This is a genomic window from Henriciella litoralis, assembly GCF_002088935.1.
Lineage (GTDB): Bacteria > Pseudomonadota > Alphaproteobacteria > Caulobacterales > Hyphomonadaceae > Henriciella > Henriciella litoralis.
Map to the genome: position 1 here is coordinate 2,627,690 of NZ_NCSS01000006.1, position 13,408 is coordinate 2,641,097.

Annotated in this window: 15 protein-coding genes; 3 read left to right on the forward strand and 12 right to left on the reverse strand. The window is 61.0% G+C overall.

All coding sequences use genetic code 11. The features are described 5' to 3' along the window. Window positions 1-15 precede the first annotated feature (15 nt). The 5 genes from B8783_RS16505 to gshB all read right to left on the reverse strand — a co-directional run bounded on the left by B8783_RS16505 (window position 16) and on the right by gshB (window position 6,016). A complete protein-coding gene (locus tag B8783_RS16505) occupies window positions 16-1,476 on the reverse strand; it encodes an AmpG family muropeptide MFS transporter (protein ID WP_084421215.1) in 1,461 nt (486 codons plus the stop codon). After that, window positions 1,473-2,945, reverse strand: coding sequence for an ATP-binding protein (locus tag B8783_RS16510; protein WP_084421217.1), 1,473 nt, complete (start codon window positions 2,943-2,945; stop codon window positions 1,473-1,475). The genes B8783_RS16505 and B8783_RS16510 overlap by 4 nt, the downstream gene beginning before the upstream one ends. Before the next feature lie 72 nt (window positions 2,946-3,017). Beyond that, a complete protein-coding gene (locus B8783_RS16515) occupies window positions 3,018-4,571 on the reverse strand; it encodes a YifB family Mg chelatase-like AAA ATPase (RefSeq protein WP_084421218.1) in 1,554 nt (517 codons plus the stop codon). Between the two features lie 89 nt (window positions 4,572-4,660). Beyond that, the gene (locus tag B8783_RS16520; protein WP_139792403.1) at window positions 4,661-5,038 is read right to left on the reverse strand and encodes a hypothetical protein; all 378 of its coding nucleotides are present in this window, start codon (window positions 5,036-5,038) and stop codon (window positions 4,661-4,663) included. Window positions 5,039-5,065: 27 nt separating this feature from the next. Beyond that, window positions 5,066-6,016, reverse strand: coding sequence for a glutathione synthase (gshB, locus tag B8783_RS16525; RefSeq protein ID WP_199288163.1), 951 nt, complete (start codon window positions 6,014-6,016; stop codon window positions 5,066-5,068). A 183-nt stretch (window positions 6,017-6,199) separates the two neighbouring features. On the opposite strand from gshB, the gene B8783_RS16530 reads away from it, so the two are divergent. After that, window positions 6,200-6,982 carry an META domain-containing protein gene (locus B8783_RS16530; protein ID WP_169711830.1) on the forward strand — a complete coding sequence of 261 codons (783 nt, stop codon included), beginning with the start codon at window positions 6,200-6,202 and terminating at the stop codon, window positions 6,980-6,982. A 9-nt stretch (window positions 6,983-6,991) separates the two neighbouring features. On the opposite strand, the gene B8783_RS16535 is transcribed toward B8783_RS16530, so the two are convergent. Genes B8783_RS16535 through rsmI form a run of 3 tightly spaced genes read right to left on the reverse strand, consistent with a single transcriptional unit; the run spans window position 6,992 to window position 8,954 of the window. Next, entirely contained in the window at window positions 6,992-7,606 is a 615-nt protein-coding gene (locus B8783_RS16535) for a BON domain-containing protein (protein ID WP_084421225.1), read from the reverse strand. A gap of 39 nt (window positions 7,607-7,645) precedes the next feature. Then, window positions 7,646-8,035 (reverse strand): YraN family protein, encoded by a 390-nt coding sequence (locus tag B8783_RS16540; RefSeq protein WP_084421226.1) that lies wholly within the window; start codon window positions 8,033-8,035, stop codon window positions 7,646-7,648. After that, entirely contained in the window at window positions 8,028-8,954 is a 927-nt protein-coding gene (gene rsmI, locus B8783_RS16545) for a 16S rRNA (cytidine(1402)-2'-O)-methyltransferase (protein ID WP_084421227.1), read from the reverse strand. The genes B8783_RS16540 and rsmI overlap by 8 nt, the downstream gene beginning before the upstream one ends. Here rsmI and B8783_RS16550 point away from each other — a divergent pair. After that, a complete protein-coding gene (locus B8783_RS16550; RefSeq protein WP_084421228.1) occupies window positions 8,948-10,264 on the forward strand; it encodes a penicillin-binding protein activator in 1,317 nt (438 codons plus the stop codon). The genes rsmI and B8783_RS16550 overlap by 7 nt on opposite strands. On the opposite strand, the gene B8783_RS16555 is transcribed toward B8783_RS16550, so the two are convergent. Next, window positions 10,261-10,677, reverse strand: a complete 417-nt coding sequence (locus tag B8783_RS16555) for a YkvA family protein (protein ID WP_084421229.1) — start codon at window positions 10,675-10,677, stop codon at window positions 10,261-10,263. The two genes, B8783_RS16550 and B8783_RS16555, sit on opposite strands and share 4 nt — an antisense overlap. A gap of 69 nt (window positions 10,678-10,746) precedes the next feature. Here B8783_RS16555 and B8783_RS16560 point away from each other — a divergent pair, with 69 nt between their 5' ends. Beyond that, a complete protein-coding gene (locus B8783_RS16560) occupies window positions 10,747-11,526 on the forward strand; it encodes an SDR family NAD(P)-dependent oxidoreductase (RefSeq protein ID WP_084421231.1) in 780 nt (259 codons plus the stop codon). A gap of 73 nt (window positions 11,527-11,599) precedes the next feature. Here B8783_RS16560 and B8783_RS16565 read toward each other — a convergent pair whose 3' ends face one another. The 3 genes from B8783_RS16565 to B8783_RS16575 all read right to left on the reverse strand — a co-directional run bounded on the left by B8783_RS16565 (window position 11,600) and on the right by B8783_RS16575 (window position 13,381). After that, entirely contained in the window at window positions 11,600-12,148 is a 549-nt protein-coding gene (locus B8783_RS16565; protein WP_084421233.1) for a DUF4199 domain-containing protein, read from the reverse strand. 106 nt (window positions 12,149-12,254) lie between these two features. After that, the gene (locus tag B8783_RS16570; RefSeq protein WP_084421235.1) at window positions 12,255-12,710 is read right to left on the reverse strand and encodes a helix-turn-helix transcriptional regulator; all 456 of its coding nucleotides are present in this window, start codon (window positions 12,708-12,710) and stop codon (window positions 12,255-12,257) included. Between the two features lie 104 nt (window positions 12,711-12,814). Next, window positions 12,815-13,381, reverse strand: coding sequence for a CC0125/CC1285 family lipoprotein (locus tag B8783_RS16575; RefSeq protein WP_084421236.1), 567 nt, complete (start codon window positions 13,379-13,381; stop codon window positions 12,815-12,817). Window positions 13,382-13,408: the final 27 nt, after the last annotated feature.

Here is a 13,408-nt window from a genome sequence, read left to right on the forward strand (position 1 = left end):
AGCCCGCCTACAACTCTAGTTCTTGGAAACCGCCGGTCCCTCTGGGGCTGGCGGTTTTTCGTCTGGCAGATCATCATCGCCGTCGATACGGATGCCGCGCGCCCGGTCCGGGCCGTACTTCATGACAAAGACAATGAGGGCAATCGGCGGCAAGGTGTAGAGCGCGGTGACGGTGAAAAAGCCTGCCCAGCCGATCGATTCAGACAGTGGGCCTGATGTCGTCGTCGCGACAAGCTTGCAGAAGAAGGAATAGGCCGAGCTGAGCAGGGCATACTGCGTCGCGGCAAACTTCCGGTCGGCCAGAGATGACATGTAAGCGATGAATACAGAGCCAACGAAGCCTGCGGCCAGATTGTCGGCAACGATGACGCCCATCAAAGCCCAGACGCTGGGCGTAATGACTTCAGCGCCAGGTGGCGGTGCCACGCCTTCGGAGACCGCGCGGGCGACGATATCAAGGTCTGGGCCTGCCATGATCGCCAGCGCGGCGAAGGCGCCATTGGTCAGCAATGTCACGATACCGCCCGCAATCAGCGCGGGCATGAGGCTATAGCGTACGGCTGCGAAGCCACCGACAAATCCACCAACGATAATCGGCCAAGGCCCGAGAATGCCCTGGATCCAGCCGACTGTCTCACGCGTGTAGCCAAGATCGACATAGAAGGGGCTCGCCATGACGCCCATTGTGAAATCGCTGATCCGGTAAAGGGTCACGATGCCGGCCACGGGGAAAATCCAGATCCCGAATTTGCGAACAAGCTGCCAGAAAGGTTCGATGACGGCGTCGCGCATCTTTCCGGCGAAGGATTTGCCTTCTTCGACAAGGCGCTCGGTGCGTGCCGGTTCGGACACGAAGATGATGACGATGGCGCCAATGGTCAGCATGACCACGGCCATCAGGGCATAGGCGAAATGCCAGCTGGTCGAGCCGGCAATGACCATGCCGAAGCCGGAAAACATGATCGCGAAGCGGTAACCGAGATTATAGACGGCGGCCATGTTGGCCTGCTCGTCATTCGGGGCCGACTCAATCCGCCAGGCATCGACGGCAATGTCCAGCGTTGCGCCGGAAAAGGCGAGAACCAGGGCGCCGATGACCGTCGGCATGATGGCGACGGCCGGGTCAGATGAAGAAATCAGGAAGAGGCCGATCGATGTGCCCGCTATGGCGAGGATCATCCAGCTGCGCCGCTGGCCGAGAAGCTTGCCGAGCACCGGAATGCCGATCCGGTCAACGGCAGGCGCCCAGAGGAATTTCAGCGAATAGGCAAAAGAGACGGCATAGAGGCCGCCAATCGAGGCGCGGTCGATGCCGGATTCCCGCAGCCAGAAAGACAGCTTCGAGAACACCATCATCAAGGGGAGGCCAGAGGCAAAGCCCAGAAACAGCATGAAGACCATGGTTGGCTTCATGTATTTGCGGAACGCTGTGGCGAGCGTTTCTTTTCTGTCTTTACCGTCGGCGGCTGCGCTCATGCAGCGCCCTGCTCGCGTCCTGTCCAGTTGGTCGCCAGGCGGCGGAGGGCTTCGGCGTCCAGTGGTTTGGCGGCGACGCCATTGGCCCCGGCCGCGCGGGCGCGGCGCTCGATTTCAGGATTGATCTCAGCAGAGATGGCGATGATGGGCATGGTCTTTCCGGCCTTCCGAAGCGCTTTCATAGCGTCATAACCATCCATGATTGGCATTCGCAAGTCCATCAAAATCAGGACCGGGTCAATGCTGTTTGCAACGTCTATGGCCTCGCGGCCCGTTGATGTCACAGTGACCGAGAAGCCAGCCGATTCCAAGGCGCGGCGTGCAATCAATGTGTTCACCGGATTATCATCGGCGATGAGAACGCGCCCGCCTGCCGGTTCGCGATCCGCTTCCTCGCTGGCCTTGTCGCCCTTGATGGCAAGAGAGGCACGCTCAACAAGCGACGTGTCCCGCAACGGCCGGGTGAGCCAGCCGGACGCGCCCATATCGTGGAAGCGGTTCATCAGGCCGCGGTCTTCGGGCCGCATGACGACAAGCACAGGCGCAATTTTGGTCATCGCGCGCAAGGAGCGTTCTGGCATTTCGGCGGCGACGAGGATCACATTTGGATGATCCTCACGGGCCGACTGGGCGGTATCGACCAGCATGACTTCAGCGCCTTCGGCGGCAAGTGAGCCCCAGGCAGAGAGCGCGGTGGACGGCGGTAGACCGGCCAGGGCAACGCGTTTGCCATGCAGGCTGCCCTCTGACGGCGTCATGGCCGGTTGCGGGCAATCGACCGGCACAGACACCGCAAAGCAGGCGCCGAGGCCAGGGTCGCTGCAAAGCGAAGCAAACCCGCCCATAGCTTCAGACAGGCGTTTGACGATGGCGAGGCCGAGGCCGACGCCGCCATCTTTCAGCGCGTCGCCTGCAGAGGTCTGACGGAAGGCTTCAAAGAGGCGTTCCTGATCACCGGGCGCGATGCCGGGGCCAGTGTCGCGGACCTTGAAGACAAGATTGCCGCTGGCATAGGAAATATCGACGAGAACGCCGCCCGTTTCAGTGAATTTGAGGGCATTGCCGACGAGATTGAACAGGATCTGGCGCAGCTTGCCGGCGTCAGCCGTGATGCGCGGGGGCATGCCGGGACGGGTGAGGACGGCGAGGTCCAGTCCGTTGCTATGCGCCCGCGGCGAGAGCAACTCTGTCACTTCGCGGGCGAGGTCTGCGACGCGGAAGGTCTCCAGCTCGATCTCGCTCGTGCCGCTGTCGAGGCGGGCATAGTCGAGAATATTGTTCAGAAGATCGAGCAGGCGCGAGCCGGAGGAACGGATCGCTTCGGCATATTCTTTCTGCGACGGGTCCAGCGGCGTTTCCAGCAAAAGGGACACTGTGCCGAGGATGCCGTTAAGCGGTGTGCGGATTTCATGGCTGGTCGTGGCCAGGAAAGCCTGTTCGGGCGAGAGATTTCCGGTCGTATCGTTCATGGCCTAAGGCATAGGCGAAAAACTTGGAGATCGATTTAACCATACCGCCCCCAAGTCGCGGCTTTGCCTTAACTAATGAGCAAGATTTTGGCGCGCGCTTTGACCGACCGGCTGGTCATCCGGGGCGCGGCGGCGATAGCTCAACGCTTCGGCCACATGAACACGGCGGACACTGTCGACCCCATCAAGGTCTGCGATGGTGCGGGCGACTTTCAGCACGCGGTGATAGGCGCGCGCCGAGAGGGCGAGCTTCGCCGCTGCATCCGCCAGGAGCGCCGACGCCTTGTCATCGGGCGCGGCAATCTCGGCAATGTCGCGGGCGGGCGCATCAGCATTGATGCGGCGCCGGCCATTGAGCGCAGCTTCATCATAGCGCGCTGCCTGCATGGCGCGGGCCGCACTGACGCGTTCGGCTGCTTCAGCGGTGCCCTCGGCGGGGGCGGGCAGGGACAGATCCATGGCGGTGACGGGCGGGGTGTCGAAGAAGAGGTCAATCCGGTCAAAGAACGGGCCTGAGATGCGGGCCTGATAGGTTCGGGCGCAGTTTGGCCCACGCCGGCATGCGCTGTCGCCCGGACCGCCGCCGCAGCGACACGGGTTCATCGCAGCGACGAGCTGAAACCGCGCCGGATAGCGCACATGCCGATTGGCGCGGGAGATGACGACGGCGCCGTCTTCGAGCGGTTGGCGTAGGCTATCGAGCACCTGCGCCGGGAATTCGGGCAACTCATCCAAAAAAAGCACGCCGTGATGGGCGAGCGAGACTTCGCCCGGCCGGGCCTTGATGCCGCCGCCAACGAGCGCGGCCATGGAGGCGGAATGGTGGGGGGCGCGAAACGGGCGCTGGCGCGAAAGCTGACCGCGTTCGAGGAGCCCAGCCACAGACTGGATCTGTGAGGCTTCAAGGAGTTCAGTGGCCGATAAAGGCGGTAACAGGCCGGGGAGCCTTTGGGCCAGCATCGATTTGCCTGAGCCGGGCGGCCCGCAGAAAAGAAGGTTGTGACCACCAGCTGCTGCGATCTCCAGAACGCGTTTGGCGCCGTCCTGTCCTTTGACATCCCTCAAATCTGCCATGGCAGACGGCGCGGCAAGCTCTCCGGCGACAGGCGGGGTGAGACTGGCGCGGCCCGCAAAATGGTTGATCATGGCAATGAGGCTGGGCGCGGCCAGCGTGCCTTCGCCCGCCCAGGCCGCCTCCGGCCCGCAAATATCAGGGCAGATAAGGCGTAGATCGAGCGCCTGCGCAGCCATGGCGGCGGGCAGCACACCGAGCGTGCTGCCAAGTGAGCCATCGAGCGACAGCTCACCAATCGCGGCATGCCCATCCAGCGCATCGGGCGCGACCACGCCCATGGCGGCGAGAAGACCGAGCGCGATGGGAAGGTCGTAATGACTACCCTCCTTGGGAAGGTCAGCTGGCGCCAGATTGACGGTGATATGTTTGGGAGGAAGCGCAAGGCCAATCGCGGCGAAGGCTGCGCGAACCCGCTCGCGGCTTTCGCCAACGGCCTTGTCCGGCAGGCCGACAATGGTGAAGTATGGATTGCCCGAGGTGATCTGCACCTGCACATCGACAGGCTTGGCCTCGATGCCCTCGAACGCGAATGTCATGATACGGCAGACCATTTGCCCGACCCTTCTGCTGGCTAAGGCCTAGCATAAGCGTTGGAACAAATAAAGAACAAATTTCTACCGGTGATTCAGTCTGCGATGGCCTAGTCGAGACGGATGATATCGTCTTCGTCCGGGTCGCTATCGATCTCGACTGCAGCGTCGGCTGCCCCATCGACCATTGGCGTCTGGATTTCCGGAATATTCGACAGGGCGTTTTCGCGGACCGCGCCTTCAGGCAGGCGCAATGCCGGTCCGGTCGGGGCGACGTCCGGCGTGCGCAGATTGAAGCCGCTGCTGGCTTCGGTCGCCGGGGCTGCATCGCTGCCCGGGAAACGCAGATTGAATTGCGGCGCTTCGGTTTCAGCCGTTTCGACGACGGTCGTTTCGACAGCGGCCGCGTCATCCGTGGGGGCTTTTTCCGAACAGGCGGTGCCGATAATCGACACGGCGAGCATTGATGCGAATGTGACAGCTTTCATATTCATACCCCTAGTTTGTGGGCACGCTTAGCCCTTGGCAACCATGTCTTGCACACAGTCCCAGAAGATGGCCGCTGCATCGATGCCTGTAAAGCGTTTGAGCTCCTGAATACCGGTCGGGGAGGTGACGTTTACCTCTGTCAGCTTGTCGCCAATCACGTCGATACCGACGAAAATCTGGCCCCGGCGCTGCAGTTCTGGTCCGATCCGCTCACAGATTTTGATGTCTGTTTCGGTGAGTTCCACCGGTTCGGCTGTGCCGCCGACATGCATGTTGGAGCGGGTCTCACCCTTTTGCGGACGACGATTGATCGCGCCGACAGCCTCTCCATTGACGAGGATCACGCGTTTGTCGCCATTGCTGACGGCAGGCAGGAAGGCCTGCGCGATCATCGGCTCACGCGTGCGCTCAAGGAACATTTCCATCAGGGAAGAGAAGTTGCTGTCGCCTTCCTGCATGCGGAAGACGCCAGCCCCGCCATTGCCGTAGAGCGGCTTGATGATGATGTCGCGGTGTTTGGCCCGGAACGCCTGAATGGCTTTCAGATCACGCGAGATCAGCGTGTCGGGGATGATCTCGGGGAAAAGGAGTGGGAAGAGCTTTTCAGGGCCTGAGCGGACGAATTCCGGATCGTTCAGCACCAGAGTCTGGCCCTTGAGCAGCTCAAGCAGATGGCAGGCGGTGATATAGGACATGTCAAAAGGCGGGTCCTGACGCATCAGGACGACATCGATATCATTGGCGAGATCCAGCACCGTCTCTTCACCGAAGACGCCGGGGGTTTCCTTGACGCGCTGAACGGTTGCCGGGCGGGCGCGGGCGAGCAGGCGGCCAGTATCGAAGCTCAGATGCCTTGGCTCATACACCCATATCTTGTGGCCACGGGCCTGCGCTTCCTCAGCGAGGGCGAATGTGGTGTCGCCCTTGATGTCGACGCTTTCAAGGGGGTCCATCTGGATCGCGATGCGCAAGCTCATATCGGCTCCTTCTTCCTGCTGGTCAGCTATATGAGGGTGTTTCACCGCTTTGATAAGCGCCGCGCCGAAAATGAGGGCGGCTGACTGCAATGCGAGCAATTTGCGTCCTCGCTATACAAGAGTGTACGAGACGACCTACACTTCAAATCACCGTTACACCCAATGCTGCAGAAGGCCCGCCCAATGTTCAGACCCTTTCTGGCCTCACTTTGCGTTGCTGGCCTTGCCAGCTGTGTTCAGCCGCCCGAAGACATGACGTCTACGTCTTCGCCTGTTGCTGAGATGGAGATGCAGATGACGACTGTTTCCGGCTCATTGTCCTATCGCCAGCGGATCGCGCTTCCGCAGGACGCTGTTGCGACAATTTCAGTCTTCCCCGCAGGCCCCGCCGATGCGGCGCTCTCGCCAGTGGACGAGCAGAGCTTTGACCTGAATGGTCGTCAGGTGCCGATCCCGTTTGAGGTGACGCTTCGCGAAGATGCGAGCAAGGGGCCGTTCAGCCTGCGGGCGAAAGTCAGCACAAAAGGCGGCGAGTTGCTGTGGACGACCGATACGGTGATGACGTTTGAGGCCGATGGCGCCGCGCAGGATTTTGGGCTTGTGGAGCTGGTGCCGGCCGGACGTGCGCGTGTCGATATCGCTGATCTCACCGGCAAGGAATGGATGGTCGCGATGCTGGATGGCGCGCCAGTGCTCTCCACCTCACGCGTGACGGTGAGCTTTGATGCTGACGGGCGGATCAGCGGCCAGGCCTCGTGCAATGCCTATACGGGCAGCTACAAGGTCAACAAGAGCGCACTCTATGTCGGCCCGCTGGCGCTGACGCGGAAGGCCTGCGTTGGGCCGCTGATGGAGCAGGAGCGAACCTTCATGGCATTGCTCGAAAGCGTATCCGACATGTCGCTCGATGATAGCGGCACGCTGACCATTCGCGGCGAGGACGGCAAGACGCTGACGATGCGCTAGGCGCGGGGCCTAATAGGTTCCGCCGAGCAATTCGTCATTGCTGGCGCCATTGTCGGTCGCGCGGTTTGCACGTGCGCCGCGATTGCCTGCAACCGGTGGGCGGACCTGAACATACGACACCACTTGCCGCACGCCGCCGACAACGCTGGCGCGCTCTGCAGCTTCCTGCAATTCGGCATCCGACCGGGCGATGCCCATCAGGTAAACGACGCCGTCATAGGTCTCGATATTGTAATTGACGCTTTTGACGGACTTTGACGCGAGCAGGGATGAGCGCACGCGGGCGGTGATCAGCTCGTCAGAGGCATTGGCAAAAAAACCGCCCGTGCCTTCGATCTGAATCTCATTGGCAACGTCATTGATGCGCGTTGAGCTCCAGGCGATTTCCTCGGCCTTCACGCGCATTTCCGGCGTTGAAACGCGGCCTGAGAGAAGCGCAAGACCGCCGGCGACCTCGACATCGACTTCACCATATCCGCCTTCGCGAATGAGCTTCGCCTTGATTTCGTTGGAAGCGGTACTGTCATCGATCGCCTCACCAAAGCTCTTGTCCTGAACGGTGGCACAACCGGCCGTCATCGTGGTTACGGCAAGGGCGGCGGCGATTAGCAGTGATTTGCGCATGACCTGATCTCGTTGATTACTCGAATGGAGCGATGAGCCTTAGCGCCTGGTTGGGGCAAAATCAGGGCGCCACTGATCGCGAAGGTGAACAGGCAGGCGCCGCGGGCAGATGATGATGAGGTCAAAGCGCCAATCCTGGCTCGCGAGGGCCGGGCGCTTCGCCATCCAGCTCTCGGCCGCGCGGTTGATCCGCGACCAGCTCGCACGTGAGACGGCTGTCTCACCGGCGCGCCGCGTCTGGCGGGCTTTGACTTCAATGAAGGCAATGATTTTCCCGCGTCTGGCGACGAGATCGATCTCTCCAGACGGCAGGCGCACCCGGCGCGCGAGAATGCGGTAGCCTTTGGCTCGCAGCCAGAGCGCCGCGAGCTGTTCGGCGCGGCGGCCACGTGTCTCTGCCTTCTGGCGTGTGATCTTTCCGTCAGTCATCCCGCTTCAGGCTGAGCGCCCGCTGATAGAGGTCTCTTTTGGAGAGGTTGAACGCGTCGGCGACTTCATTGGCGGCGGCTTTCATGGGCAGGCGCGCCATCGCGTCAATAAGGGCCGCATCAATGTCCTCTGCATCTGCAGCCTGCTGAAGCGGCGGGCCGACCAGAATGACGATCTCGCCTTTGGGCGGGCCGTTCTCTTCATAGAAGGCCGCGAGCTCTGTGAGGCTTCCGGCGCGGGTTTCTTCAAAGAATTTCGTCAGCTCCCGTGCGATCACGCCGCGGCGTTCGGCGCCGAAGACGTCTGCCAGATCTTTCAGGCAGGCCGCGAGCCTTGAGCCGCCTTCATAGAAGGCGAGCGTTGCGGGCACCGACTTCAACGTCTCTGCCTCGCGCTTTCTCTGGCCGGACTTTACCGGCAGAAAGCCGCAGAACATGAACCGGTCACTTGGCAGGCCGGAGGCGACGAGGCCTGCGAGCAGCGCCGAGGCGCCGGGCACGGGCACGACGCGAATACCGGCTTCGATCGCTTCATGGACAAGTTTCCAGCCCGGATCGGACACGAGCGGGGTGCCAGCGTCCGATATCAGCGCAATCGTCGCGCCCTCCTGCAGACGTGCAAGGATATCCGGGCGGCGCTCTGCCCCATTATGGTCATGGTAGGGGCTCAGTTTTGCGCGGATACCGTGAGCATCCATGAGCTTGCGGGCAACGCGTGTGTCTTCGGCGAGAACCTCGTCGACAGAAGACAATGTGTCGAGCGCGCGAAGGGTAATATCGCGGAGATTGCCGATCGGCGTTGAGACAATGTGCAAACCTGGCGTCAGGCGTGGCTTGTCATGTTGCGCGCGGCCAGACCCGGCACTAGTCTCGCCTGTGAGGCGACTCTCCGCCGGTTTGGAAGGATTCTTTGATGACATTTCTGGCACAATCGCGCTTTGCGGGCCTCGCGCCAAGTCTTGTTTTCGCAGCATTCCTCGCCATGGCCGGCTGCGCAACAGGCGGAAATCAACCGCCGGCGCCGATTTCGACCGGAAACACGCGGGTTGATCCGCGCCCACAGCCCCCGACCCCGGACGAATCCGATGAATTGTCCAGCCTGCATGATGGCACGGACCTGACGGATTTCGGAAATCTGGAGCCTGAGAAGCCGGGTGTCTTTACCCCGGAATTCATGACGCCAGGCAAGGTTGTGCGTGCAGCCGTGCTGTTGCCATTCTCCCACCCTAATTCAGGTGTGCGCGCCGAAGCCGAAGGCATGCTGGCCGGGATTGAAATGGCGCTGTTTGACCATGGCGGCGACAACTTCCTCCTTTTGCCGAAGGATACGTCCGGGTCGCAAAGCACGACCTTGGAGGTTGCCGAAGAGGCACGCGAAGAAGGCGCAAATATTTTCCTTGGTCCATTGTTCGGGGCGAATATCAGCGCTTTGAACAAGGCCGGACTGGGCGCAGACACGCAGATTATCGGATTTTCAAACGACCGTGATGTGGCAGGCGGCAATACCTGGCTGGCCTCCATCACGCCTGAGGAGGAAGTGGCTGCACTGGTGAACTATGCAATGTCGAAAGGCTATCGACAGTTTGCGTTCTTCGGGCCGCAGAGCGCGCTTGGCACAAGGATCGAGACGGCGCTGCGCTATGAAGCCAACAAGGCCGGGGCGCGCGTCGCCGCGTCTGGCTTCTATCCGACCAGCACAACCTCTCCCAACTCCGAAGCGACCTATGTCGCAAAGGCGATCAATTCAGCCCAGCAGACCGGTGGTCCTGTGGCCGTGCTCATCCCGGAGCGTGGGACGCAGCTGCGCCGCGTCGCCCCGCTGCTTGCCTATTACGGCATGAGCCGCAGCGCGAAGATGATGGGCCTGTCGGACTGGGATGATGATAGCGTCTTCCGTGAACCCTCGCTGCGCGGCAGCTGGTTCGTGGCGCCGCCGAAATCAGACCTGAATTCCTTTGCGACGCGTTACAATCGCATCTATGGACGCGCCCCAAGCTCGCTCGCCGCTGAGGCCTACGACGCGGCGGCGCTGGCGATCCAGCTGGCGGCAGACGGCAAGATCGAGCGCGAGGAATTGATGGCGCCTGATGGGTTTTACGGGATGAACGGGCTTTTCCGCTTCACGCCGGACGGCACCACGCAGCGCCGACTGTCGATCTACGAAATCTCGCCATCAGGCGCGAGCGAGATCAAAGCGGCTGAAGATTCTTTTGACCCCGGCATCGGCTAAGCCGACGGCGTGACGTCCTCAGCTGGTGGTTCCGGCAAGCGCAGCAGCTTGCGGGCCGCGAGGCGATGGCGCTCACGCACCTCATTGCCGACGATGGAGAGGGCCGCCATCAGGACAGTTGCATCATCTGTAAAGCCAAAGCCGACGATAAAGTCTGGCAGGGCATCGGTTGGCACAACGAAATAGCCGAGCGCGGCAAAGAGGACCGCTTTGGTCTTCTTTGGGGTCGCAGGATCGATGGCCGCGTAGTAGGCGGCTGCCAGATCATCGGCGAAAGGGATACGCCCGGCCACGCGCAGCAGCTTTGGCAAAAAGCCGCGTTCGGTCCGCTTTCGATCCTCGTTCAGCGCGAGCGGGAGGCTCCGTGGCCCATCTTCACCATTTTCGATGATAATTTCCGTTGGGTTACGCATTGGCGGGTGTCTCCTTACCCTATAGATCGCATGTTTCTATTGAATGTTCCAAGGGAGGTCCTCAGCGACATGAAACTCAGTTCCGATATCAGTGCCGTCATTACCGGCGGCGCATCCGGCCTCGGCGCCGCGACCGCAAGACGACTTGCTGCTCAGGGCGTCAAGGTGGCCCTCTTCGATCTTAACGAAGAAAAAGGCGAAGCTTTGGCGAAAGAGCTGGGCGGCGTTTTCTGCAAGGTGAACGTGACGGACGAAGCATCGGTCGATGCCGGCTTTGAAAAGGCACGCGCCGCGATTGGCCAGGAACGTATCCTTGTGAACTGCGCCGGTACCGGCAATGCGATCAAGACCGCTTCACGTGACAAGAAGACCGGCGAGATCAGCCACTTCCCGATCGACAAGTTCAATCTGATCATCCAGATCAACCTCATCGGTACGTTCACCTGTATCGCGAAGTCTGCCGCCGGCATGATGACGCTGGAGCCGATTGACGGCGAGCGTGGCGCGATTGTGAACACCGCGTCTGTTGCCGCTGAAGATGGCCAGATGGGCCAGGCCGCCTATTCCGCCTCCAAGGGCGGTGTTGTCGGCATGACCTTGCCAATCGCGCGTGACCTTGCGCGTGAGCAGATCCGCGTCAACACGATCCTGCCAGGCATTTTCAACACGCCGCTGCTGCAGGGTGCACCTGATAATGTGAAGCAGGCACTGGCCGCTTCGGTGCCGAACCCGGCCCGTCTCGGTGAGCCGGCTGAGTATGCTTCGCTCGCCGAGCAGATGATCACCAATGGCTATTTCAACGGTGAAGACGTCCGCCTCGACGGCGCCATCCGGATGGCCCCGCGTTAAGCGAGACGCAAGTTCAAAGATTAAAGCCCGCCTCGGACGATCCGGGGCGGGCTTTTTCTTTTATTGGCGCCGATCAACCCGTCGGGCGGTGAGCCAGAAAGTTGCTGTTGCGCAGGAGCGCGGCTGAGACCAGCGAGACCAGTACACCGACCGGGAGCAGCTCCAGCATGGTGATCGGGAAGCGGTAGACGGGGTCATTATACATGTCGGCAAATCCGCGCTTATTCTCGATGAAGGCGGCAAGCTCATCCCCGCTCATGCCACTTTCGCGGGCCGACTGGATCGCAGCCTCTGTATAGGGACCGATAAAGTCCAGCCCGGTGGTCGCGAGCGTCAGCTCCCAGCCGAGCGCATAGATGATGGAAGCGACAAGGCTGATTGCGAGGCCCATGCCGAAGGCGGGAAGGAATTTGATCACTCCGCCCTGTGCGACGTCGCGTTGCCGCTTCACGGCAACGAAGATCAGGCTGAGCGCGAGCAGCATGGAGGCATAGCCATAGATAGCCGCATTACCATGATCGCCCTCGAAGACGTTATCGCCTGCGCCCGATATCGAGATGAAGAGAAAGCCGCCTGTTATGAGGCCCGCGGCGAGACCGGCGAGTAGAATTCGTTTCAGCATTGAGATGCCCCTTTTCCATGTTCGATGATGGAAACTGGGCAGATCACGTCCTGCCTGCCTATCGCCCGAAAGGGTGATTTTCGCGAAATCATCCTTTCTACGAGGCTCATAGGACAAGGCCGAGGGCGCGAGCCTTCGAGATGGCCTGGGTTCGCCGGTCGGCCTCGAGCTTCTCCAGAAGCCGCGCGACGTGGGTCTTCACCGTATTGGGGGAGACATTGAGCTTGCGGGCAATCTCCTTGTTGGAGAGGCCGGTCGCGAGAAGCTCCAGGACGTCCATCTCACGGGCGCTGATGCCAAGCGCGGCCTGAGCCTCAGGGTTGCCATCAGACCTGTCGGCGGCCGAAGGCCTGCGAAAGAGCAGTGCGCCGGCCCAGACGCCAACCGCGAGGAAAAGCGCGGCGAGCAGAGCTATTGAAAGCTCGCCCGGCCGGGAGCGGGCGAAGTTCTGGTATTCGATCCACTGGATGATCAGGATGCCGACGGCCAGCACGCCCGCATAGAAAAGGATGGTTCGCCAGGAGAGGCCGGGCCTTGGAGGTATGCCGCGTTTCCGGCTCATGCCTCATTTCCTGCCTGTTCTGCCTGCGGCATGAAAAAGCCTCCCCTGCTCAAGAGGGGAGGCTATCATAGAAATCCGAAAGCGGAATGGCTCGGCGCGGCGGCCTAGCTTGTTGGCAGGACAATCTGCCCTGCAAGGTTCATCAATACCTCATCCGCGTTGAAATAAGCCGGATCATTTGGTTTTGGGCCTTTGCCCATGATGATCTCTGCAGAGGCTTCGAAACGGTTGACTTCCCGGTACTGGCTTGGGCCGCCCCAGAACGGGTCGGAATAGCCAAACCGCTGCCAGTGGTACGGGTAGCCGATCGGACGACCGCGCGGGCCGTAAAAGCGGTAGCGCGGGCTGAAATAGCTGTAATAGGGATCGTACGTCCCGCCGACGGGCACAAAGTTGGTATCTTCGTCAGTTGTGCGGCGAACCACGCGGAAGTGATCATAGCCGTTTTGTACGGTCAGTTCGGCCGCACGGTAGAGCATGTAGGTTTCGACCGTCTGGCGATCTGTCAGGCTGTTGCCCGAAAAGTTCACGACAAACCGGTTCTGCTCGATCTGCTGGTTGGAATAGCCACGATTGGATGGCGTTGCCGCCTGATACGGCGTGGCAGTCGCACACGCCCCGACAAGCGCAAGCGCGGCGAGGGCGGGAACAAGCTTTTTGTTCGTCTTCATAAAGTTCACCCTTGGTTTAATCTGCTC